Genomic DNA, 23,438 nt, shown 5'->3' with positions numbered 1-23,438 from the left:
AATTGTAAGCTTTCCTTCCACCAATGAATCTTCGTCCTAGACTTACCATAAAACTCCGAGTAACAAGAATACCCAATAGATCAATAGGAAGTAAATCCTTCCCTAAATATAAGGAGGTTTCTATGAGTCTCATTTCAAAAGTAAATTTATCCGCTAATTTTTTAGAAGCAGCACCGCCTCTTTCAGCACAGGAGGCAACAGAAGAAGCGAACCGCTGTCTTTACTGTTATGATGCGCCGTGTATTACTGCATGTCCTACAGGAATTAATATTCCGTCTTTTATTAAAAAAATCGCGTCAGGAAATATGAAAGGGTCTGCTAAAACAATTATGACAGCCAATCCTGTTGGTGCCAGCTGTGCAAGAGTATGTCCGACAGAGGAATTGTGTGAAGGAGCTTGCGTGTTGAACTCCTCTACAAAGCCAATCATGATTGGCAATCTCCAGCGTTATGCGACAGATTGGGCAATAAAGAATAAGCAAGTAATGTTTAAGGCAGGCATAAGCAATGGCAAAAGGATAGCGATTGTCGGGGGAGGACCTGCTGGCCTGTCTGCGGCAAGAGAGCTTGCACTGCTTGGCTACAAGGTGACCATCTTTGAAGCAGAGAAGGAGGCAGGCGGGCTGAACACTTATGGAATTGTCTCGTTCCGCCTTCCGAAGGAAATTTCCTATTGGGAAGTGGAGCAGGTGAAGAGTCTTGATGTGGAAATCCGCACAAATACAAGAGTAGGCACTGATATTTCTGCGAGTGCTCTTCTCGAAAACTATGATTCTGTTCTCTTGGCAATAGGGATGGCGAATGTCCCTGACTTGAATATAGCTGGTGAGAACCTGAATGGTGTGTATGATGCCATTGAATTCGTGAAGGAAACAAAGACAAAGCCCATTACGAATCACTTAGTCGGAAAGAAAGTAGCAGTTATCGGGGCAGGAAACACAGCGATTGATGCTGCTACTTGTTCTGTCCGCCTCGGAGCAGAGCAAGTTCAGATTGTATATCGTCGGACAGCAGCGGAAATGACCGCCTATCGATTTGAATACGAATTTGCTAAACAAGATGGAGTAGAGTTTAAGTGGCTGACAGCTCCTCAAACGATTATCAGCGATGAGGCTGGCAACGTCACAGCTCTGGAGTGTGTGAAAATGGAGCTTGGCGAGCCTGACGAGGATGGCCGCTCTAAGCCCGCAGCTGTCTGTGGTTCGGAATTCAAGCTTGATGTTGACGTCGTAATAAAGGCGATTGGGCAATCACGTCATTTGCCCCTGATTGAGCAATTTGAACTTGATCATGATGGCGGAGTCATTTCTATTAATTTGAATTCTTATCAAACTTCTAACGAAAAGGTATTTGCATGCGGAGATGCGATTTTTGGCAAAGGACAGGGAGAGGCAATGGTTGTGTCTGCCGCACAGCAAGGGAAGGAAAGTGCTTATGCGATTCACAGGAAACTGACTCAAGAAACAGCAGAGACAGCTTAAATAAGCATGCCTTTTTACTAAAACTAGGAGGTCGTTTATGGCAGACTTGAGCATTAATTTAGCAGGCATTAAATCACCTAATCCGTTCTGGCTTGCGTCCGCTCCCCCAACTAATTCAGGCTATCAAGTGCAGCGTGCGTTTGAAGCTGGCTGGGGAGGAGCTGTCTGGAAAACACTCGGTGACCCGATATTAAATGTATCCTCGAGATTTGCTGCAGTCAGCTTTAATGGGCAAAGAGTGGCAGGCTTTAACAATATTGAACTCATTACAGACCGACCATTAGAAGTAAACTTGAAGGAAATTTATGAAACGAAAAAAAGATTCCCAAATCATGCGATTATAGCAAGCTTGATGGTGGAACCGCAGCAGGATAAATGGCATGAAATTGTGAAAAGAGTGGAGGCTGTCGGCGTTGACGGGCTTGAACTGAACTTCGGCTGTCCTCACGGTATGGCAGAACGGGGGATGGGAGCCGCTTCAGGCCAAGTGCCTGAACTGGTTGAAAAGCAGACATACTGGGCGAAGGAAGTTGCCACAACACCTGTTATTGTCAAGCTTACTCCAAATATTACAGACATTACCGCAACAGCTGAAGCAGCTGTTCATGGCGGCGCCGATTCCATCAGCATGATCAATACCATTAACAGCTTGGCAGGTGTTGATATTGACACATGGGAAACAATTCCCCATGTTGCTGGGAAAGGCGCCCATGGCGGCTATTGCGGACCAGCCGTCAAGCCAATCGCCCTTCATATGGTTGGAGAATGTGCCCGCAACCCGCATATCAATGTGCCGATTTCCGGTATTGGGGGGATATCGAGCTGGCGAGATACAGTCGAATTCATGCTGATGGGTGCCACAGGTGTGCAAGTTTGCACGGCCGCCATGCACCACGGATTCCGAATTGTCGAGGATATGATAGAAGGGCTCGACTTCTACTTAGAGGAAAAGGGACTGTCATCTGTCATGGATTTAGTCGGAAAGTCAGTGCCGAAGTATTCTGACTGGGGCGACTTGGATCTCAACTACAGCGTTGTTGCCAAAATCAATAATGATGTTTGTATCAATTGCAATAAATGCCATATCGCTTGTGAAGATACTTCTCACCAATGCATTGATATGCTAAAGGACGCAAGCGGCATGAGCTATTTAAAAGTGAGAGAGGAAGATTGTGTCGGTTGCAATCTATGTTCTATTGTATGCCCTGTGGAGGGGGCGATTGATATGGTTCAGATGCAAAATGGACTTCCGCCAATGACTTGGAACGAGCGCCAAGGCGCATTAGGTGCATTAGCAAATTCTGTTCGTCCATAAAAAACTACGAGGAGCGGTGATTGATGAGAAAAATCATTAAAAATGGAATAATCGTGACAGCAGCAGATACGTATCAGGCAGATCTATGTATAGAAAATGGCATAATCGCCCAAATTGGCAGTCAATTGGATGAAACCGGGGCAGAGATTATTGATGCAGCTGGCTCGTATATTTTTCCAGGGGGAATTGACCCGCATACCCATTTAGATATGCCATTCGGAGGCACTGTCACAAAGGATGATTTTGAAACAGGAACAATGGCGGCAGCCTTCGGCGGAACAACAACAGTTATCGACTTTTGTCTGACTACAAAAGGTAAGCCTTTAAAGGCTGCAGTAGAAGCATGGCATGCAAAAGCAAAGGAAAAAGCGGTCATAGACTATGGCTTTCATCTTCAAATTGTGGAAGCAAATGAAGCTGCCTTGAACGAGCTGCCTGCGATGATTAATGAGGAAGGAATTACTTCCTTAAAGGTGTTCATGGCATATAAAAACCAGTTTCAAGCAGATGACGAGACTCTTTTTCGAACATTGCTTGCAGCCAAGGAATTGGGCGCATTAGTGATGGTTCATGCTGAAAACGGCGATGTAATCGACTATTTAGTGAAAAAAGCATTGCAAGAAGGCAATACAGCACCTATTTATCATGCCTTAACAAGGCCGCCGGAAGCAGAGGGAGAAGCGACAGGCAGGGCAGCAGCATTAACAGGGCTGGCAAAATCACAGCTGTATGTTGTGCATGTAAGCTGTGCCGAGGCGGCAGAAAAAATCGCAGCCGCAAGAAATAGCGGAATTGATATTTGGGGAGAAACATGTCCCCAGTATTTAGTGCTCGATCAATCCTATTTAGAGAAGCCTGATTTTGAAGGAGCGAAATATGTTTGGTCACCGCCGCTTCGAGAAAAGCATAATCAGGAAATTCTGTGGAATGCTTTAAAAACAGGTCAGCTCCAGACTCTCGGCTCTGACCAATGCTCTTTTGACTTTAAAGGACAGAAGGATTTAGGCAAAGATGATTTCTCTAAAATCCCGAATGGCGGTCCTCTTATTGAGGACCGTGTCAGTATTTTATACTCAGAGGGTGTGGTTGGTGGACGGATATCTCTTAACCAGTTTGTGGATATCATGTCAACAAAAGCAGCAAAGCTGTTTGGCCTTTATCCGCAAAAGGGGACAATCGCCGTCGGTTCTGACGCAGATTTAGTCATTTTTAATCCTGATGTAAAGCGGGTTATCTCTGCAGAAACACATCATATGGCTGTCGACTATAATCCTTTTGAAGGTATGGAAGTAACAGGTGAGCCTGTGTCTGTTTTGTCCAGAGGAGAGTTTGTTATTAAAGATAAACTGTTTACAGGTCAAGCTGGGGCAGGGCAATTCATTAAACGGGCAAAATATGGAGAAGCAAAGAAAATCTCCGCAGGCAGCACGATTACGATTTAAAAGACAGAATAGGCTGATATAAAATCAGCCTGCTTTGTGATTTAAATATTTTCAATATTCAAATAAGTTTAGGCGGGTGAAGATAGGTATGGAAAAGAAAAGCAATTATTTACGATCACCTGATTTATTGCCGATTGCTTCAAGTGAACGGAATATTGGTCCGTTTGGATTTGCCGTCATCTGGGTCGGTATGGCCATCGTGCTGGCAGCTTTTGCAATTGGAGGAGGCGCAATTATACACCTGCCCCTTGGCCTGGTGATATTGGCAACACTTCTTGGGTCTGTGGCAATTGGAGTATTAATGACCATCATCGGTGATATTGGAGTTGAGCATGGCCTTTCCTTTCCTGTCTATATGCGGGCGCCGTTTGGAACAATCGGAACTCATATTCCATCGATTGTCCGCGGCATCACTGCCGCATGCTGGTTTGGGATTAACACCTATTTTGGCTCGACAGCAATCAATGCCATTTTGAATCTATTATTTGGTTTTGATAATTGGTTTATTTGTTTCTTGCTGTTTGCAGCATTCCAGCTGATTAATACTTCTCTTGGCATCAAGTCAATCGAACGCTTTGCCGATTTGGCTGCCCCTATTATTATCTTAATTTCCTGCTGGATGTATATTGCTTTGTCTGACAAAGCGGTAGAGCAGGGAAAGAATATCTGGACATGGGTGGAAAGTCCAGTCACAGGGGGAGCAGCATTTACTGCCTTTATGGTTGTCGTTATGAGCAATATGGGTTTTTGGGCTACCCTTGCAGCCGATATGCCAACACTTTCCCGCTATTTCCGGGCACCGAAAAAGGAACGAAATTGGTTTAAAAGAAACAAAACACAGCTGTTGGGCAGCATTATCATCATGCCAATTGTGAATACCTTTATGATCATTATTGGTGCTGTTTCCTATATGGCTGTAGCTAACTCCGATCCTGTTGTCGCCCTTCAGGAAACGGCAAGCGGAATTACATTAGGTGTTCTAATGCTTATGATTGTGCTTGCACAGTGGTCAACTAATACATCGGCCAATGTTATACCGGCTGCGACCATCTTTTCTAATGTGGGCGGACCGAAAATGCCCTTCTGGGTGGGAGTTGTCCTTGCTGGCATCATCGGCATGCTCGCCCAGCCTTGGAGTTTGTTTACTGTTCTTAACAGTGCTCTGCTTGTAATTGGCGGGATTCTTACTAGCATTGTCGGCATCTTGTTCGCCGATTATTATTTGCTTCGTAAAAGGAGAGTGAATGTGCAGGACTTATATGAAAAAGACGGCCAGTTCCGCTATTTGAAAGGTTTTAATCTGGCAGGCTTCATTTCCTGGATTGTAGGTGGAGTCATCGCCAACATGCTGTCTGCTTATTCCTCTATTGTCGGCTTTGTGGTGGGTGCTGGGCTTTATTATATTTTAGCAAAATATTGGTGGTTCAAAAAATATCCGCAGGCAGAAATGGTTGATCCAGATGACAGCCAGTATTTAGGAATAACGGCAGGCCGCGATTGGGCAGTAGAGGGAGCAGACATAGAGGCAGAAGTTATTACAGATGCTGCTGCTGAAAGAGTGTAAAAGGAGGGTTCAATTTATGTCAGATTATGAGCAGTTCCTGCAAGAGAGAGAGCAGATGGATATCCTCTTGGAAAAAGGGTATAAAATCGCCAAAGTAACAGAGAACTTAGATGGAGCGTTTGTAGATTTTGCAAAACGAGATGCTAAGGAAGAAGAGGCAGAGATGGAAACAGTGCATCTATCAACAGCGAATGCTCGGAAATATTTTGCTGTAAAGCTGATAGAGCAGCAAGCAGTAAACTTTGCTAAATAAGTTAAAGAAGTGGAGGAGTTAGCATGGAAGGGCAAAAGCTGTTGATTAATGGCAAGAGATTGCAAGATTCATTAGAGAGATTTGCAGACTTTGGCAGAACAAAGAACAATGGAGTAACAAGGCTGTCTCTATCAGAGGAGGACCGGCAAGCAAGGGATTATTTTTACGATTGTTGTGAAGAGCTTGGCATGGCAGTGACAGTTGATGATCTAGGCAATATGTATGCGACTCTTCCCGGCCAAGAGGCTAAGCCGCCGATAGCAATCGGCTCCCATCTCGATACGGTTAAAAAAGGCGGACGTTTTGACGGTGTCCTCGGTGTTGCCGCAGGCCTTGAGGTTGTGCGCACACTTGTTGAAAACAATGTAAAACCTGCTGTTCCGATAACGGTCATCAACTTTACTAACGAAGAGGGAGCAAGGTTTGAACCATCAATGATGGCATCAGGCATTCTATCTGGCAAATTTGAGAAAGATACCATGCTGAAAAAAACAGATACAGCTGGTATTACCTTTCAGGAGGCATTAAACAAAATCGAGTATGCAGGGCTAAAAGAGTCCCGTTTAAAGGAAGCAGCGGCATTTTTAGAATTGCATATTGAACAAGGACCAGTGCTTGAGCGTGAGAACTTGTCGATTGGCATTGTGGAGTGTGTTGTCGGGATGGTCTGTTATGAAATAGAAGTGACAGGTGAGTCGGACCATGCGGGAACAACACCAATGGATATGAGAAAAGATGCCTTATTTGCAAGTCATAATATTATCGCAGAGATACGAACAAGGCTCGGAGCTTTAGCAGATGACCTTGTATACACAATTGGAAGAATGAATATCTCCCCAAATATACACACCGTCATCCCGAATAAAGTTGTCTTCACTTTAGAAGCCAGACATAAGGAACCAGCTGTCATTCGTGAAGTGGAGAATATTATTGGGAGTCTTACAGAGGTCTCTGCTTTAGAAGGCTGTGCAATGAAGGCAGAGAAGCAGTGGGACCGGACGACTGTCTGGTTTGATGAAGCTATTCTAGCTGTGATGGAAAACGCCGTTAAACAGCTTGGATATTCGTATCGAAAAATGGCAAGCGGCGCAGGTCATGATGCCCAATTTATCGCCAGCTACATTCCGACAGCAATGCTGTTTGTGCCGAGCATTAATGGAAAAAGCCATTGCGAAGCAGAGCTGACATTATGGGAGGATTGTGAAAGAGGAGTTAACCTGCTGTTGGAGACAGTGCTGGAATTGTTGAAGAAATAGGGTAGTACTCACAAGGAAGAATCATGCATTGGTTCTTCTTTTTCTTATCCATTTAGCAAGTATTTCACTAGTGAAAAAGATGACTAATCCCGAATTCAGCAGAAATAGGGAATTGACTAGCGGCCCTTTTCCATAGGTTTCGTAAAAGCCGTTAATAAGTAAAAAAATTCCCCAATAAATAAAAGCAGAATAGCTTGCTATATTTATACTTACCCTGTCGAAATTTTTATCTTCTTTAAAAAACATCAGACCAACTCCTTTTATCTTATTTTACCATTTAGAATTGTGGTTTCTATTAAATGAATGCACGTAAATATGGAAATTTTCCTAACAACCAAAAAAACTGACCTATTGAAGCGGTCAGTTTTTTTGTGTTTTTTTTTATCTTCTCCGAACTTTACGGGCTAAAAAGGTTCCTAGAGATTGAATCACTTGGACAAGAATAATAAGGACGATCACTGTTATTACCATAACGAATGTGTCAAAACGCTGATAGCCATATGTTAACGCAAGGCTGCCGACACCGCCGCCGCCGACTGTTCCGGCCATTGCAGTCGCACCAAGCAAGCCGATTGCTGCCGTTGTAATCGAGAGGATGAGCGAACCGAAGGCCTCTGGCAGCAGAAAATACCAGATAACTTGAAAGGGAGTTGCTCCCATTGATTCAGCAGCTTCTAAAATACCAGGGTTCACTTCTAAGATGGAATTCTCAACAAGTCTGGCTATGTATGGTGCAATATAAATAATCAGCGGCACAATCGCTGCTTCTGTCCCAATCGTCGTTTGGACGACAAATCTGGTAAAGGGAATGATGGCAATCAGCAGGATAATAAATGGCAGGGAGCGGATAATATTTATGATCGGATTCAGGATATTATACAAGAGCCTGTTTTCCAAGACCCCGCCTTTTCTTGTTACAACAAGCAGGATACCGAGCGGTCCTCCAATCAAGGTACCTATTAAAAGCGACCATCCTACCATATATAAAGTTTCGACGATTGCCTGCATAAATAAATCTGTCGTTATAAATGTATCAAACATTATTCAGCCACCTCCTTCACTTGTATTCCTTGTTCTTTTAAATAAGAAAGTGCTGTTATAATCTGTTCGTCTTCGCCACTCAGTGTGACAGTCATTGTGCTGATCAAATGCTCCTGAATTTCGACCGTGTTGGCAAACAATATTCTCGGACTTACTCCAAAGCGAGTAACTAATTCATAAAGAAATGGCTGTGCCATTTCACTTCCGAGAAACTCTAGCTTAACTAATCTGCTGCCAGGCTCGTTTTTGTATTTGCCTTTCATGCTTGCAGGAAGATCATGCTGAACAATCGTGCTCACAAAGCTTTTGGTAGTGTGATGAGCAGGATTGGAGAATACGTCAAGAACAGTGCCTTGTTCAATAATCTCTCCTTGTTCCATAACGGCAACCTTATTGCAGATTTCCTGAATGACAGCCATTTCATGGGTAATAATCATAACCGTAATATTATATTCTTCATTAATTCGCTTTAACAGCCGGAGGATTGACCTTGTCGTTTGCGGGTCTAAAGCGGATGTTGCCTCATCGCATAACAGGACAGAAGGATTGGTGGCAAGTGCTCTTGCAATGCCGACACGCTGTTTCTGTCCGCCCGATAATTCATTAGGATAAGCTTTCTCCTTGTCTGCCAGGCCGACAAACTCAAGAAGCTCCATAACCCGCTTGCGGATCTCTCCCTTTTTTCTTTTTTGCAGAATAAGAGGTATTGCTATATTGTCAAACACACTCTTTGATTCTAATAAGTTAAAATGCTGAAAAACCATGCCAATTTGCTTCTTTGCTGTCCGCAGCTGTTTACTGTTAAGGTCTAGCAGAGATTGACCGCCAACGATTACCTCTCCTTTAGTCGGCCGCTCCAGCAGATTAACAAGGCGGATGAGCGTGCTTTTGCCAGCACCGCTAAAGCCGATGACACCAAAGATATCTCCTGTTTCCACCTTAAGATTTATATTTTTTAATGCCTGCACTTCGTTGTCTTTTTGTATAAATGTTTTATAAACGTTTTTTAACTCAATCATGGGCAATCCTTTCATTAAAACTTACTATAATCTTTGCTGCATTAATAATAATGAAATACTGGCGGGAATACAATATTTAATAATCATAATAGTAAAAACCAGCTGTTCTTTATAAAGAAATAATTTATTTGCCTTTACAAAGGTTATGATAAGGATTTCACGAATGGTTCACTTAATTTTTTGTCGGTTTATTTATAAAATAAATTGACGCTGCAATAGAGAGATGTTAATATGTTCTTAGTTAAGAACAACTGAAAGAAAAATATAGAACAGTTTCTTTTTCCTATTTTTTTGGTTGAAACGTTCTTTTTAAAGAACAAGCAAACGATACGTTTTCTATAAAACAAAAAAGAGAGAGTTGGTGAATTCATATGTCATTATTAGTACAAAGAGAACAAGGTAGAATGTCGATTTTTAGTATGCCAGGTGTAAAAAAAACATATATGAGGCCGCGGATCATTGCGTTGATTCCTGCTCATAATGAGGAAAATTCGATTCGAGATTGCCTTGCTGGCTTAAGAGATCAAACATTGCCAAAAGGTGTAGACCTTGATGTTTATGTTATTGCTGATAATTGTTCTGATCGCACAGAGGAGAGAGCCATTGCAGCAGGTGAGGAATTCAATCTGAACTTAAAGGTCATCGTGACAGACGGAAACAAGCTCCGTAAAGTTGGTGCGTTGAATTCTGGTTGGAAGCTGTTATACGGCGATTTGCTAGATATTTACGATAAAGAGCTGACAGACTCGCAAATCATCTATAAACAAAGCATTAAAGGCGTGCTTGGAATGGATGCAGACAGCAGGCTTGCTCCTAATTGCTTAAAGCATTTATGGGAAGGCCTGATGAGCGCACGAAATATTGGCGGCGTTATGGCCAAGTATACGATGCGCATGCCTAAGAAGAAAAGCTTGCTGAGCAAGGACGATGTTTTCTATGAAGAAAAGATTGCAAACGGAGAATATGGCGGACCGATGGCAAGATGGTGGACACATCAGCAGAAGCAGGATATGGCGAGCTGGCTCCTTGATCTTCAATACCATGGCGGAAGCACTTATGTTCTTGGCGGTCAGGCAACATTGTTCAGACCTGAAGCTTTGCAGGAGGTTGTGAATGATAATAAACTTGATGGACCGTGGCAAAATGACAGTGATGTAGAGGATATGCTGCTTACTTGGCAGCTGCAGAAATCCGGCTGGAAAACGTTAATCAGCCCTGAAGGACGCTGCTTTGTTGATGCGATGCGTTCTTATCATACCTTCCGGGAGCAGCGGAATAAATGGAATTCAGGAACGGTGGACTTGCTGACAAATAAAGATTTGAGTGTGAAGACAAGACATAAGGGGAAAATTTGGCGAAATCAGGTTAAGCTCTTTTCCGACTTGCTTATTCGTGTGATGTTTATCGTCTTGCTAGCGCTCGCCCTTGCAACAGACCAGTATTATTGGTCATGGATATGGCTGACACCTATTGCCCTTGCATCTGTGTTAAATATAATTCTTGCGATAAAAACACCGATGTATCGACCGATAGATGTGGTGATGGCAGGGTTATTGATAAGTCCCGAAATGTATTTATGGGTTAACTTAATGACATTTGGCCAAGTATGGCTCGGTAAGCTTTCCGCCAACAAGAAGGACGGCTGGGCAAACCAATATGCAGCAGAATCAGGGAAAACAAAAAGTAAACTGGCACAAGGTATTTTATTAAGTATACTTGGCGTAGCGTTAATTGCTTACTTATGCTACGATAAACGCGATTTCTTAACGAGCGCTTCTGTGCAAGCAAATGTTGAACCGTACTTGATGGGAGGCTGGGTTGTGCTGACTTATTTGACAGTCATTAAATCTGCAATGATGGTTTATCAAATTTGGACACTGCGCGGCAGACATACAGCCTGATGAAAGTTTAATATTTTAGTAGAGATAGAGTATAATGCTCTATCTTTTTTTTGTTTTGGGAGGAAAGTACGATTAATTTTTAGTTTAGTAGAAATTTTCAGAATAATATTGACAGGTGTTAGCGTGGGTATTATTATAACGTTATATAACGTTATATAACAAATAGATGAAAAACAACTGTTGGAGAATACAGGATTACTCGTTTTAATTGTAAGGAGCTTTATATGTATCAGTTGAAATATTAGCTGATAAGCAAGGACAGTAAAATAGCCGTAAATTTTTCTAAAGAGTTATTTGAATATTTAGTCTTATTACCGAGTTAGATAAAACTATTATTTAAATGGGGGAGAAATGAATGAAGAAAAGGCTCTTTAAAGCAATGACAACATTAATGATGGCAGGAACAACTATTTTGGCTTTAGCAGCATGTGGATCTTCATCGGCTACTAGTTCAAGCGGCGCTGTCGACAGTCTGGAAGACCTGCAGAAAAAAGGAAAGATTGTCGTAGGCACAATGGCTGCAACCCCGCCATATGAATACCATCTTGTCGAGAATGGAGAGGACAAAATTGTCGGGTCGGACATTAAACTACTTGATGAGGTAGCAAAAGATTTAGGGGTCGAGTACGAGATTAAGGATATGGACTTTGACGGGCTGCTTGTCGCACTGCAAAGCGGAAAGATTGACATGATTATTTCGGCGATGAGCCCGACAGAGGAAAGAGAAAAGAATGCTGACTTTACAGATGTTTACTATAAAGGGCGCAATGTGATGATGGTCAGGAAGGGAGATTTGGACAAGTACAAGTCTGAAGAGGATTTTGCAGATAAGAAGATAGGAGCAATTAAAACTTCCGTTCAGCAAGCTATTTTAGAAAGTGAACTGCCAGATGCAACCCTAAAGCTTCTTGGGAAATCTACTGAACTGTCGCTTGATTTAGCTAACAAGAAAGTCGATGCGGTGCTTGTTGACATTCCGACAGCAACGCTCCTTGCTAAAGCAAACAGCAGCATTGTCGCAAGTCAAGTTTACTATGAAGATCCTTCTGCTGGTGCAGCCATTGCCATGCCGAATGGCACAAATGAGGAAATTATGAATGCTATCAATGGAACAATTGAAAGAATTAAGCCAGATTATGAGAAATGGCTGAAAGATGCCATGGATGGTGTAGAGCTCGAAGACTGATTGTTTAGTAGTTATAGCTAATAAGCATGGCTGGCAGCTTCCCCTTATTGGGCTGTGAGCTGCCTTCTCTAAATATTGTATGTGAGACAGTTTTGGGATAAGGGGTGACACAATGAACTTTTCATTTTTCGGGGATTACTATCAGTTCTTTTTAACTGGGGCATACATCACTATTATCCTGGCTGTCATTGCCGTGATATTGGGAAGCATCTTTGGAGTTGGTCTGACACTGCTAAGGCGGTCAAGATTTACTGTTTTAAGGTGGATTGGCGATATATATGTCGAGTTTATCAGGGGTACACCGCTGCTTGCACAAATTTACATCATTTACATAGGGGTGCCGCTGTTGTTCGTCGGCTATGACATTCCTGATCTGGCAGTAGGCGCCATTGCTTTATCACTTAATGCAGCAGCATATATTTCAGAAACTATTCGCTCCGGAATTGATGCAGTAAACATTGGGCAAATGGAGGCAGCAAGAAGCCTTGGTATGAGTCAGAGACAAGCAATGTTTGACATCATTCTTCCACAAGCATTCAAGAATATTTTGCCAGCACTTGGAAATCAGTTTATCGGCAGCATTAAGGACTCGTCTATCGTGTCTATTATCGGTGTTGCAGAGCTAATGTACAAAACAACGATTGTCAGAGGAAATACGGCATTAGGATTAGAGCCAATCATCATTGCCTCTATTGGCTATTTAATCATGACTTTTACATTGTCGAGACTGTTGGCAGTGGTTGAAAGGAGACTGAAAACAAGTGATAGGCGTTAAAAACTTGCATAAAAGCTATGGGAAAAGTGAAGTGCTCAAAGGCATTGATGTAACCATCCAAAAGGGGGAGGTTGTCGTCATTATCGGTCCTTCCGGTTCTGGAAAAAGCACGTTACTGCGCTGTTTAAATCTTCTTGAAATACCGACAAGCGGTCATATTTATGTGAATGAGCAGGACATCACATCGAAGGATACCAATATTGATAAAGTCAGGGAGAAGATGGGGATGGTCTTTCAGCAATTCAATCTTTTCCCTCATAAAACCGTTTGTCAAAACATCTGCCATGCACCTGTCCGTGTAAAGGGATTGAAGACAGGAGCGGCAAAGGACTTGGCAATCGGACTGTTAAAAAAAGTTGGACTTTTGGAGAAAATGGATGTTTACCCATCCTCTCTTTCAGGCGGGCAGCAGCAACGGATTGCCATTGCCCGGGCTTTGGCGATGCAGCCGGAAGTGATGCTGTTTGATGAGCCGACATCAGCACTTGATCCAGAGATGGTCGGAGAGGTTCTTGCCGTCATGAAGGATCTTGCAAAGGAAGGAATGACAATGGTTGTTGTAACACATGAAATGGGCTTTGCCAAAGAGGTCGGAGACAGGATTTTATTTATCGATCAAGGAAAAATCCTTGAGGAAAATAACCCGCAAGATTTCTTTGCGAAGCCTGAGCATCCAAGAACCATCGATTTTCTATCAAAAGTTCTTTAAATGAGGTGGGAGCTATGCTGAAAGTAATCGGAATAGGCGATAATGTCGTCGATAAATATGAACATACTCAAACGATGTATCCCGGGGGCAACGCGCTCAACTTTGCCGTATATGCACAGCGGTTTGGCGCAGCAGCAGCCTTCTTAGGAGCTTTTGGAACAGATAAAGAAGCAGACCATGTTCAAGCAAGCATTAAGGAAATTGGATTAGATGTTTCCCGAAGCAAAGTGTATGAAGGGGAAAATGGCTGTGCCAGAGTAACGCTAGTGGATGGAGACAGGGTGTTTATTGGCAGCAATCGCTGCGGCGTTCTCCGGGAATACGGCTTGAACCTGACAGACGAAGATTATCGTTATATAAGCACATTTGATTTAGTGCATACAGGGCTTTACGGTTTCGCAGAAAAGGAATTATCGAAAATAAAAGCACTGGGAGTGCCAATCGGCTTTGATTTTTCGTCTGATTTCACCAAAGAACAGGTCAATCAGATTGCACCCCAAATAGATTTTGCCTATTATTCCTGCAGTCATATGAAATTAGACCATATTTTAAACTTAATGACCAAAACAATCGATTTAGGATGCGAGCTTGTATTATGCACACTGGGTGAAAAGGGAGCTTTGCTTTTTGATGGAGCAAGATTTTATATGCAGGAGCCAAAGCTTGTAAAAGCTGTCGATACGATGGGGGCAGGAGATTCATTTATCACCTCCTTCATTATCCATTATTTAAATGGAAAAGGGCAGGAAGGCAGGGATGCTGTGATTAAGAAAAGCTTGCAGACAGCCGCTGATTTCGCTTCAAACCAATGCTTAGTAGATGGCTCCTTCGGATACGGCAAGGTATATGAAACGGTATAACTATACAAGGAGGGTATAAAGGATGTCTTTTATAAGAAGAGACCAAGTAGCAGGTATGAATATTCATTATATGCGTTACTCGCTCGACTCCTTTTTGGATGCACAAGTTGCAGCAGGAATCCAATCTATCGAATTCTGGACGGGAGTTCCCCATTATTATTTAGATCCGACGGTCTATTCTGACTGCAAGGTTCTTAAGAAAAAGCTAGTAGAAAGAGGCTTGCAGCTCGTCTGTTTCACTCCGGAAAACTGTATGTACCAATACCAGTTCGCGGCAACAAAGCCGGAAATCTTTGAAAAAAGCTTTGAATATTTCTCTAATGGCATTAAAGCAGCTGCTGAGCTGGGCTGTGAAATCATGCAGTGCAATTCAGGCTGGGGCTATCTTGATGAAGATCGAGAGGAAGCGTGGAAGCGATCCAGTGAAATGCTGTCCAGACTCACTGCAACGGCTGAAAGGGAAGGTGTCACTTTGGCGCTCGAAAGCTTGCGGCCAGAAGAATCCAATCTTGTTATTACGGTGAATGATGCGAAAAGAATGTTTGATGAAATTAATCATCCACATATGAAGATTCTGGTAGACACAACTGCAATGGGTGTTGCAGGGGAAACATTGCAAGACTGGTTCGATGTCTTTGGGGCGAACATCATCCATACTCATTTTGTTGACGGCAATCCTTATGGCCATTTGATTTGGGGAGATGGTCATCATAACCTCGGCGAATTTCTGGCCACGCTGAAGCAAAACGGCTATACAGGCTATTTAGGCCAAGAAATTACTGACTCCAGATATTTCACAAATCCTGGTGAACATGACAAGCGCAATATGAAGGCATTTGAACCTTATTTCAGCAATTGAAAAATGGGAATTCGGCAGCATTGCTGCCTGTCACAATATATATCAAAACTTTAGGAGGAATGAAAAAATGGAATTGAATAGAATTATCTCAGCTATTAAGGAACAACAACCCGAAATTAAAAGTGTATTCTTCGTTGGGTGCGGTGCATCCAAAGCGGAGCTGTATCCGGCCAAATACTTTTTAGAAGGAAATGCAAGACAGCTTAGAACAAGTCTTTATACTGCGAATGAATTTAACTTTGCTACACCTGTTTCGGTTGATGACACAAGCATTGTTATTACATGCTCACTAGGAGGAGCTACTCCGGAAACAGTCGAAGCAACTTCTCTTGCTAAGGAAAGAGGAGCACATGTCATTGCCGTTACACATGTGGAAGATTCAGCTATTACATCAGATGCTGAATATGTTGTGTACCATGGCTTTCATGAGAGCTATGCAGCTAAAATGGAAAAAATGACAAAAGTATTAGGTTTGGCAACAGAAATATTGAATCAATTTGAAGGATATGAGCATTACGAAAAAATGCTCGATGGTTTTGATAAAATTTATGGCTTAATAAACAATGCAGTAGCTTCTGTTGTTCCACAAGCTAGAAATTTTGCTGATGCGTATAAGGATGATGAAGTCATCTATGTAATGAGCAGCGGTGCCACACATGAGGTAGCTTATTCCTTCTCGATTTGCTTGCTGATGGAAATGCAATGGATTAATTCAGGCACATTCCATGACGGAGAGTTCTTCCACGGCCCATTCGAAGTGGTGGATAAAGACGTGCCATTCCTTTTGCTGATGAATGACGGCAGAACAAGAAGCATGGATGCGAGAGCATTAGAATTCCTCCAGCGCTTTGATGCAAAAACAACGGTTGTGGATGCGAAAGACTTTGGCCTTGGCTCCGCGATTTCAAGCGAAGTAGTCGACTACTTTAATCCAATGTTGATTTCTGGAGTCATCCGAGTTTATGCAGAGCAGCTGGCAATCGTCCGCAATCATCCACTTACAAAAAGAAGATATATGTGGAAATTGGAATATTAATAGGAAGAAACAAACTAAGGCTGGCATCAAGAGATGCCAGCCTATTGTTGGTCAAAGGGGCTTGAAATCGTAAAGCTGACATGATTTGTGTGATAGTAAAGAATAGACATATAAATAGCCACCTGTTCATCATTATACGCAATCTTTTCTAGTTCATATAAAGCATCACTTATACCGCAGCTTAAAGCCTCAGCTTCTTCAAAACTCGCAAAGACTACATTCAGAATCTTATTGTTACGGGCAGGAGCAACATCATATTTATCCCTTAAAATGCCGTGCATGGAAACACCCTCTGAAATATGCTGATCCAAATCAGGAAACAGATCGAGAGAATAAGTCGAAATTTCATAAGACAGAGGCTCCTTATCACGGTACAGAATTCTTCTCAGCTCCAGCACATTACAGCCGATTGGAATATTCAGCTTCTCAGAAATATCTTTTGATGCCTCTTTAATCGTATAAGAAAGCAGCTTGTAATGCGGTGTATTTCCCGATGACACCATATATTCTGAATAGCCATTCACAGAAACAAGCTCTCTCTTCAGCTTTGGCCGCTTCACAAAAGTCCCCTTGCCTTGCTGCCTCACAAGCAGACCTTCCTCAACCAAATCCAGCACTGCTTTACGGACAGTAATTCTGCTGACATTATAAGCCTCACAAAGCTCCGTTTCTGTCGGCAGCTTTTCACCTTGCAAATATACCCCGCGATTAATGTTCTCCGTTATGGCCTGCTTCAACTGTAAATAGAGCGGGATAGAACTGTCGCTGTTTAGCATCGAGTTGTCCTCCTTTCATAAGTTATTTTAAAAATATTATAGCAGATTCGAGGGAGGGGCAGTGTGGTTAGTGTTTGCTGAGAGAATATAGAAGCTTTTTCCTAATTAATGATGTTAAGATAACCACAAATTTACTATATGGAGCAAATTTCCATTGTTGTAGTTCTGCCAAACCAACCACTGGTTTTAATAGAACAAAAAAAGAGAAAGATATAAAAGACATAAGAATAAGGAGGGTTACGCATGTGGTCTGCAGCGATGTGGGGTGGTATTTCTGGCTCGGCTGTTTTATTAGGTGCTTTAGCTGCACTATTACTGCCGATTAAAAAGAGGATAATAGGCTTTATAATGGCATTCGGTACAGGAGTGTTAATTGGTGCTTCTACATATGAGCTCCTTGGTGATGCGGTGGAAAGCGGAGGTTTGCTGCCGACAGGTATAGGATTTTTGGCTGGGGCAGTTGTCTTTTTTGTATTGGATTTGCTTGTATCGCGAAATGGTGCGAAGGACAGGAAAAGGTCTTCTGGTGACAAAGAGGGCAATCAATCAGGGCTGGCGATTTTTATTGGGACAGTTATGGATGCGATTCCTGAGTCGATTATGATTGGGGCCAGTTTAATAGGACAAAACAGTGTGAGTGCTTTGCTTGTGATCGCCATCTTTATCAGCAATATTCCAGAAGGACTTTCTAGTACAACTGGGCTGCTGAAAAGCAACTATTCTAAAAAGAAGATTCTCGTACTGTGGATCAGTGTGCTAGTAATCTCAACAGCGAGCTCCTTCTGCGGCTATGTTTTCCTTGATCATGCTTCAGAAGAATTAATGGCTGGAATAGGTGCGTTTGCCGGCGGGGGAATTATTGCCATGGTAGGCTCGACGATGATGCCAGAAGCATATGAAGAAGGTGGATCTGTTACAGGATTAATTACTGCCTTAGGGCTGCTGACTTCTCTCATTCTTGATTATTTTTCATGATTATCGCTTATCGCAACCCAGTCACTGCTAATGGATATTATGGTAAAATATAAGAAAAATAATCCACAAGGATGGTGCTTTAATAATGCAGTTAGGATGGATCGGTTTAGGAAATATGGGTGTGCCAATCTCCTTAAATCTGTTGAAGGCAGGTTACAGTGTGACAGTTTTTAACAGAACAGCATCAAAGGCAAGTGAGCTGATTGAAGCTGGAGCAATACAAGCACAATCCCTTGAAGAGCTTGTGCAAAGCAGTGATGTTATTTTCACGATGGTTTCTGATGATGAAGCAGTTAAGGATTTATATTTTTCAAAAGGACTGCTGGATTCAGCAAAGAAGGGACAGGTTTTCATTGATATGAGCACGGTCGCACCATCTACGTCGCAGCAGGTCTATGCAGCGGCGAAGGAGAAGGGAATCGGCTTTGTAGATGCTCCTGTGTCTGGAAGTGTTGCTCCTGCAAAGGAAGGCAAATTGCTTGTGCTTGCAGGTGGCGAAGAGGAAACTTTTAACTCGGTGAAGGAATTGTTTGAGCCGATGTGCAAAATGTCCATTTACTTAGGAGAAAGCGGATCTGGCAGCAATGCGAAGCTTGCAATCAACCTGCTTCTTGGCATTACTGTGCAAGGAATTGCCGAATCTGTAATGTTTGCCGAAAAACAAGGAATTCAAATAGAAGACATGCTCACAATCATTAATGAGAGTGCAGTAGGAACGGCGATTTCTAAAATGAAAACACCAGCCATTCTAAAGGATGAGTATCCGGCTGCCTTTGCATTGAAGCATATGGCAAAGGATTTGCGTCTTGCTAAGGAAACAGGAGAATTAAATGCGATTGGAAATTCTGCCTATCATACATACAAGGATGCCCTTGATGGCGAGCTTGGAGAGATGGATGTTATGGCAGTGATTAAAGAGCTCCGCAGTAAAAAGTAAGAGAAATATACATAGAAAACTGCTCTATTAAATAGAGTGGTTTTTTTTGTATGTATCAAAAGACTTGCTTTTTCATTCTTATGAAATCAAAATAAAACTAGGAAAGATGGCAGGGTTTTCATTTTAGCTATACAACTATGAAGCAAGTGGTGATAAAGATGAAGGATATTATATTTAGATTGTTGGACTTTATTAATAATCATAAAACGAGGGATACGAATTATTTCATTGCATTGAAATTGCTAGGCGATGTTTATAAGATTCCAGATATGAATATAAGTGCATTGGCAGATTCCTGCTTTACTTCACCTGCTGCTGTTACGAGGTTTTGCCGCAGGATTGGCTACAAGAACTTTCAGGAATTTAAGGATTATGCCAAAATAAGTGTGATGGATGCGTCACCAGCTTTCCAGTCGCAGAAAGTGGATAATCCAGAGCAGATTGGCGAAGTCCTGCAAAAAGTGCTTTATGAAAAGATTGTCGGCTGGCTGAAGGCATCAGAGAATATTATTGATGTGGAAAAGGTGCAGGGCATTATGGAATGCATTCACCATGCTAATAAGGTTTCTTTTTATGGCACACAGCTGTCTCAAGCAATGGCACAGGATTTTCAATTCAGGCTTGTAAGATTAGGAAAATTTGTAAGCGCTTATTCAGATGTGCAAGAACAAAAGACAGATATGGACGACTTAGATGAAAATTCCGTTGCGATTGTTGCAAGTCCGTCGGGAAGATTTGTTAAAGGCAATGAGGAATTAATGACAAAGCTGACAAAAACGAAGGCGAAAATCATCCTAATAACACATAATCAGGATGAAGACCTTTTAGAAAATGCTGATATTGTTTATTATTTAAATGGTGACACTCATGACAAAACAGGATTTTCCTCAGAAAGATTTTCGCTAATGTACTTTTTTGATTTTGCCATCGCTTACTATCAGCAGCTTTTCTATAAACAATAAGCTGTTAACAATTCGATAATTCATGAAAATAGGAGTCATGCCTTTATTTTAAAAGGCAGGCTCTTTTTTGTTTGAGGATTATTTTATGGAAATTTTGGAAAATGTGTTATGATAAGCAAAACTCAAAATTGAAAGAGCAAGGAAGATGATTAGGTGGTCAAATTAAATAAAAGGAACAAAAGGCTGATGCTGCTTGCTTCCATCTGTTTTATTTTTATCATGACAATGTTTCCAAATCGTTATTTAGGTATCGGAATTGAACCAGGCGGGCATAACTTTGTTCCGTTTTTGATGATAAAGGAAATGTTTGTTGAGCGGTCCGTTTTTACTTTCATCGTTAACAACATTGGCAATATCGCCTTGTTTATGCCATTCGGCTTTTTTCTGCCGCTTGCTTTACCGAGATTTAACCAATTTATCTTATGTACGGCAGTTGGCTGCTGCTTATCGGCAGCGATTGAATCCATCCAATGGTTTATGGAATACAGATGGAGCGATGTGGATGATCTTATTTTAAACACGGTGGGCACAATGGCCGGTTTTGGTCTATATAAAGCAGTAAAAAAAGCAGCAGACAGTATTTCAATTTCTGTATAGGCAGGCACGTATTTACGTGTCTGCTTTTTTTATTTGCTGCAAATATAACGGCTCGTACAGTTTTCTTGCAAAACGTTCTATTATACTAATAATAATCCGTTTACGGTAGTACTAATATAGTGTAATATTTGCATTATATGACAAATAAAAAACAACATTTGGCGGACGAGCTATATACGTCCAAAGCAAGCTTTAAAAAATATGTTTCTCTTTTATGATCGGCAATTTTCACAGAAGGGAGGGGCGCCATGTGGGCAATAACTTTATTCAGCAATACATATATATGAAGAGTAAAAAAGGGATCGGGGAAGGAATAGACAGAGCCATATTCACTCCTGAGCTTGATGAGGACTTTATTGAAAAGTATCTTCAACCTCTTTCCAGTTCAGAGATACAGAAGGATAATAAGCATAAGGATAACTATCCTCCTTCTTTTCTGCTTATCCAGCCTGAAACAGGACAACTTGTCATCGGCCAACAGCTGCTTAATGCTCAGTCTAATATACTATCGGCGCATTATTTTATCATTCCTGGTGCGAGTAAGGATGAGTGGGTTAAAAATCCTGAAAAACTGTTTCATGCCCAGTTTGCAAATGGGACGGAAGTGGATGATGAGGAATCATTGGCAGAATTAGCGGATATTCCCTGCAAAAAGACGGAAAATATATATAGAAAAAAGCAGGAGCTGTTTTACAGCCTGAAAATCGATGAAAGCATCTTTAAAAAACTGTTGTTGGCTTGTTTAGCTGCAACAGAAAGCGGAAAAACCGTTTATATATCCCTAGATGTACCTATTCTTGAGCATAGTAGGCATGCAATGACTTTATTAGAACTGCTGTACATACATTTGCCATATGCTGCGAGGGCAGTATTGGGGGCTGTATCGTTCAAGGAAGCTGCAGCAAAGCAAAAATATGTTCATTTGATGTTTGTGGAGCCAGGGAGCATTCGATTAAGAAATCATGTATTCGAAAATCAGTTTGTTTTTGATTTTACAACGAAAAGAATAAGTGGTGTGGATATGGAAGGACAAAAACATGAATACCTCGATTTTGCATATGATGCCCTGCAGACAGCTTCAAGACTGGATGATTTTTTCCTATTTGCAGAAAGGGCACTGAAAGGTTTAAAGCTGGCTGATCAACTGAATATCAGCTATTATAATCGATTATGTGCCATCTATTTGCTGGAGGAAACCGCTTATGATGGTTATGAACGGGATAAGCTAGGTATTTTGCAGCTTCTATTGGCATTGCTTCAAAAAAACCATAAAGAAAAACCAGAAATAATCGACATAACAGGGAAGATTCTGCACAGGGAAAGGCTCCAAAAAGACCCGGCGATTGCAAAAGAGTATATGAAGGCTGTGTTTGCGATCAACCAAATAACTCGTCAGGTCGAAGCGGGAGAGTTTACGGTAAGAACACTTGCTTATTTCAATGATGAGCAGCTTGCTCATGAGATTTGGACATTATTGCAGAAATACCCACTTTTATATAAGCAGGTTCTTCTCTTTATGGATGATATTAAAGGGTCCTATCAAGAGGTCCTATTTCTTCATGTAGACGATAAACTCAGTCAGCGGCACTCGCTTGAATTATTCCTAGCCAATTTGGCAGATCTTTTGCATGCGCATTCTTTCTTTATTGATGATAAGGAATTTGTTAAGCGTGTTAAAAAACGGTTCCTGCTTGAAGTGAAAAAAAGCAGCAAGCCCTTCTTTGTTGCAGAAGAATTATTTGTCTTTTTAACAGAACAGCACATACATCCTGACTTTATAGAGGTAGTAATGCCAGATATAAAGCTGGAGCTTTTGAAGCTGGCTCAATTGGAGCGCTTGCAGCTGGAGGATGTCCGCATTTTTGGAGTGCTGTTTCTTTCACCTCAAGGGCAAAGGGATGCTGCCCTTTACAAAAAGGGTGTGGAAGGGGAAATCTTTAGACTGCTCAGTGCGCTATATAAAGCATTTTTTGAGCAGATAGATCATATTTACAGCATAACAGAGCTTGTTGATGGTTATCTTGTAGATGATGCAAAGCAAGCTGGAAAAAATATGATGAAAGAAGCAGGTCTGTTTGAACCATTTGAAAGACTTGTCCTTTTCTTCCAAAGACGTGACGGGAAGGTAGAACATGACAAGCTGTTTGCTTTTCTTGCTATTTATGGTACTGGTGTGCAGATGCTCGAGTATATTAGATGGTCATACAAGAAATATGGAATGCAGGATATTGGCTATGTTCGGGCACTCAAAGGCTATCTAGCCGGAGACCGTAATTCAATCTGGAAGGATAAAGACTATCAGCGTAAGTTAAAGGCAATAAGATCACAGTCTTTTAAGAAGCTTCTAAAGGAAGTAAAGAGGAAACGCTCAAGCAAGGTCTCGCTATTATTTGGCAAATACGGATTTTTGCTAGTTTTGATAGCTATCCTTGCCGCAGGCAGTTTTCTGTTAATATGAGGCAGCAATTCATCAAGAATTGCTGCTTTTTTTAAT

The 23,438-nt window shown here is 41.8% G+C and carries 22 protein-coding genes; 18 read left to right on the top strand and 4 right to left on the bottom strand.

The window, feature by feature from the left end:
• Positions 1–122: 122 nt before the first annotated feature.
• The 6 genes from M3600_RS04310 to M3600_RS04285 all read left to right on the top strand — a co-directional run bounded on the left by M3600_RS04310 (position 123) and on the right by M3600_RS04285 (position 7,311).
• Positions 123–1,481, top strand: coding sequence for an NAD(P)-dependent oxidoreductase (locus M3600_RS04310; protein WP_251644797.1), 1,359 nt, complete (start codon positions 123–125; stop codon positions 1,479–1,481).
• Between the two features lie 37 nt (positions 1,482–1,518).
• The gene (gene preA / locus M3600_RS04305; protein ID WP_233315725.1) at positions 1,519–2,796 is read left to right on the top strand and encodes an NAD-dependent dihydropyrimidine dehydrogenase subunit PreA; all 1,278 of its coding nucleotides are present in this window, start codon (positions 1,519–1,521) and stop codon (positions 2,794–2,796) included.
• Positions 2,797–2,819: 23 nt separating this feature from the next.
• On the top strand, positions 2,820–4,238 hold the full coding sequence (gene hydA / locus M3600_RS04300; protein ID WP_251644796.1) for a dihydropyrimidinase: 1,419 nt from the start codon (positions 2,820–2,822) through the stop codon (positions 4,236–4,238).
• A gap of 88 nt (positions 4,239–4,326) precedes the next feature.
• On the top strand, positions 4,327–5,802 hold the full coding sequence (locus M3600_RS04295) for an NCS1 family transporter (RefSeq protein ID WP_233315723.1): 1,476 nt from the start codon (positions 4,327–4,329) through the stop codon (positions 5,800–5,802).
• Positions 5,803–5,818: 16 nt separating this feature from the next.
• Positions 5,819–6,055, top strand: coding sequence for a hypothetical protein (locus M3600_RS04290; protein ID WP_233315722.1), 237 nt, complete (start codon positions 5,819–5,821; stop codon positions 6,053–6,055).
• 23 nt (positions 6,056–6,078) lie between these two features.
• Positions 6,079–7,311, top strand: coding sequence for a Zn-dependent hydrolase (locus tag M3600_RS04285; RefSeq protein WP_233315721.1), 1,233 nt, complete (start codon positions 6,079–6,081; stop codon positions 7,309–7,311).
• 21 nt (positions 7,312–7,332) lie between these two features.
• On the opposite strand, the gene M3600_RS04280 is transcribed toward M3600_RS04285, so the two are convergent.
• The 3 genes from M3600_RS04280 to M3600_RS04270 all read right to left on the bottom strand — a co-directional run bounded on the left by M3600_RS04280 (position 7,333) and on the right by M3600_RS04270 (position 9,371).
• Positions 7,333–7,557: a hypothetical protein gene (locus M3600_RS04280; protein ID WP_233315720.1), complete on the bottom strand. Its 225-nt coding sequence runs from the start codon at positions 7,555–7,557 to the stop codon at positions 7,333–7,335.
• A gap of 135 nt (positions 7,558–7,692) precedes the next feature.
• Entirely contained in the window at positions 7,693–8,352 is a 660-nt protein-coding gene (locus M3600_RS04275; protein WP_233315719.1) for a methionine ABC transporter permease, read from the bottom strand.
• Positions 8,352–9,371 (bottom strand): methionine ABC transporter ATP-binding protein, encoded by a 1,020-nt coding sequence (locus M3600_RS04270; protein ID WP_233315718.1) that lies wholly within the window; start codon positions 9,369–9,371, stop codon positions 8,352–8,354. The genes M3600_RS04275 and M3600_RS04270 overlap by 1 nt, the downstream gene beginning before the upstream one ends.
• A gap of 371 nt (positions 9,372–9,742) precedes the next feature.
• Between M3600_RS04270 and M3600_RS04265 the strand changes: the two genes are divergently transcribed.
• The 7 genes from M3600_RS04265 to M3600_RS04235 all read left to right on the top strand — a co-directional run bounded on the left by M3600_RS04265 (position 9,743) and on the right by M3600_RS04235 (position 16,697).
• Positions 9,743–11,272, top strand: coding sequence for a glycosyltransferase family 2 protein (locus tag M3600_RS04265; RefSeq protein ID WP_233315717.1), 1,530 nt, complete (start codon positions 9,743–9,745; stop codon positions 11,270–11,272).
• 355 nt (positions 11,273–11,627) lie between these two features.
• Positions 11,628–12,458 (top strand): transporter substrate-binding domain-containing protein, encoded by an 831-nt coding sequence (locus M3600_RS04260; protein ID WP_237941946.1) that lies wholly within the window; start codon positions 11,628–11,630, stop codon positions 12,456–12,458.
• Positions 12,459–12,570: 112 nt separating this feature from the next.
• Positions 12,571–13,233, top strand: a complete 663-nt coding sequence (locus M3600_RS04255; RefSeq protein WP_233315715.1) for an amino acid ABC transporter permease — start codon at positions 12,571–12,573, stop codon at positions 13,231–13,233.
• On the top strand, positions 13,220–13,942 hold the full coding sequence (locus M3600_RS04250) for an amino acid ABC transporter ATP-binding protein (protein ID WP_233315714.1): 723 nt from the start codon (positions 13,220–13,222) through the stop codon (positions 13,940–13,942). Before M3600_RS04255 ends, M3600_RS04250 begins: the two co-directional genes overlap by 14 nt.
• Positions 13,943–13,956: 14 nt before the next feature.
• Positions 13,957–14,802, top strand: a complete 846-nt coding sequence (locus tag M3600_RS04245) for a PfkB family carbohydrate kinase (RefSeq protein WP_251644795.1) — start codon at positions 13,957–13,959, stop codon at positions 14,800–14,802.
• A gap of 22 nt (positions 14,803–14,824) precedes the next feature.
• Positions 14,825–15,661 carry a sugar phosphate isomerase/epimerase family protein gene (locus M3600_RS04240; RefSeq protein WP_251644794.1) on the top strand — a complete coding sequence of 279 codons (837 nt, stop codon included), beginning with the start codon at positions 14,825–14,827 and terminating at the stop codon, positions 15,659–15,661.
• A 67-nt stretch (positions 15,662–15,728) separates the two neighbouring features.
• Positions 15,729–16,697, top strand: coding sequence for an SIS domain-containing protein (locus M3600_RS04235; protein WP_233315711.1), 969 nt, complete (start codon positions 15,729–15,731; stop codon positions 16,695–16,697).
• A gap of 41 nt (positions 16,698–16,738) precedes the next feature.
• On the opposite strand, the gene M3600_RS04230 is transcribed toward M3600_RS04235, so the two are convergent.
• Positions 16,739–17,473 (bottom strand): GntR family transcriptional regulator, encoded by a 735-nt coding sequence (locus M3600_RS04230; protein ID WP_251644793.1) that lies wholly within the window; start codon positions 17,471–17,473, stop codon positions 16,739–16,741.
• Between the two features lie 243 nt (positions 17,474–17,716).
• On the opposite strand from M3600_RS04230, the gene M3600_RS04225 reads away from it, so the two are divergent.
• From M3600_RS04225 to M3600_RS04205, 5 genes are all read left to right on the top strand, one after another.
• Positions 17,717–18,448, top strand: a complete 732-nt coding sequence (locus tag M3600_RS04225; RefSeq protein WP_233315709.1) for a ZIP family metal transporter — start codon at positions 17,717–17,719, stop codon at positions 18,446–18,448.
• An 85-nt stretch (positions 18,449–18,533) separates the two neighbouring features.
• Complete coding sequence (locus tag M3600_RS04220) at positions 18,534–19,385, top strand: NAD(P)-dependent oxidoreductase (RefSeq protein WP_251644792.1); 852 nt, start codon at positions 18,534–18,536, stop codon at positions 19,383–19,385.
• A gap of 158 nt (positions 19,386–19,543) precedes the next feature.
• Positions 19,544–20,347 (top strand): MurR/RpiR family transcriptional regulator, encoded by an 804-nt coding sequence (locus M3600_RS04215; RefSeq protein WP_233315707.1) that lies wholly within the window; start codon positions 19,544–19,546, stop codon positions 20,345–20,347.
• Between the two features lie 153 nt (positions 20,348–20,500).
• The gene (locus tag M3600_RS04210) at positions 20,501–20,944 is read left to right on the top strand and encodes a VanZ family protein (RefSeq protein ID WP_233315706.1); all 444 of its coding nucleotides are present in this window, start codon (positions 20,501–20,503) and stop codon (positions 20,942–20,944) included.
• A 250-nt stretch (positions 20,945–21,194) separates the two neighbouring features.
• Complete coding sequence (locus M3600_RS04205; RefSeq protein ID WP_251644791.1) at positions 21,195–23,402, top strand: GAP1-M domain-containing protein; 2,208 nt, start codon at positions 21,195–21,197, stop codon at positions 23,400–23,402.
• Positions 23,403–23,438 lie beyond the last annotated feature (36 nt).

The sequence above is a fragment of the Niallia sp. MER 6 genome (assembly GCF_023714395.1).
GTDB lineage: Bacteria > Bacillota > Bacilli > Bacillales > Cytobacillaceae > Niallia.
This window is presented reverse-complemented; position numbering and strand designations above follow the sequence as displayed.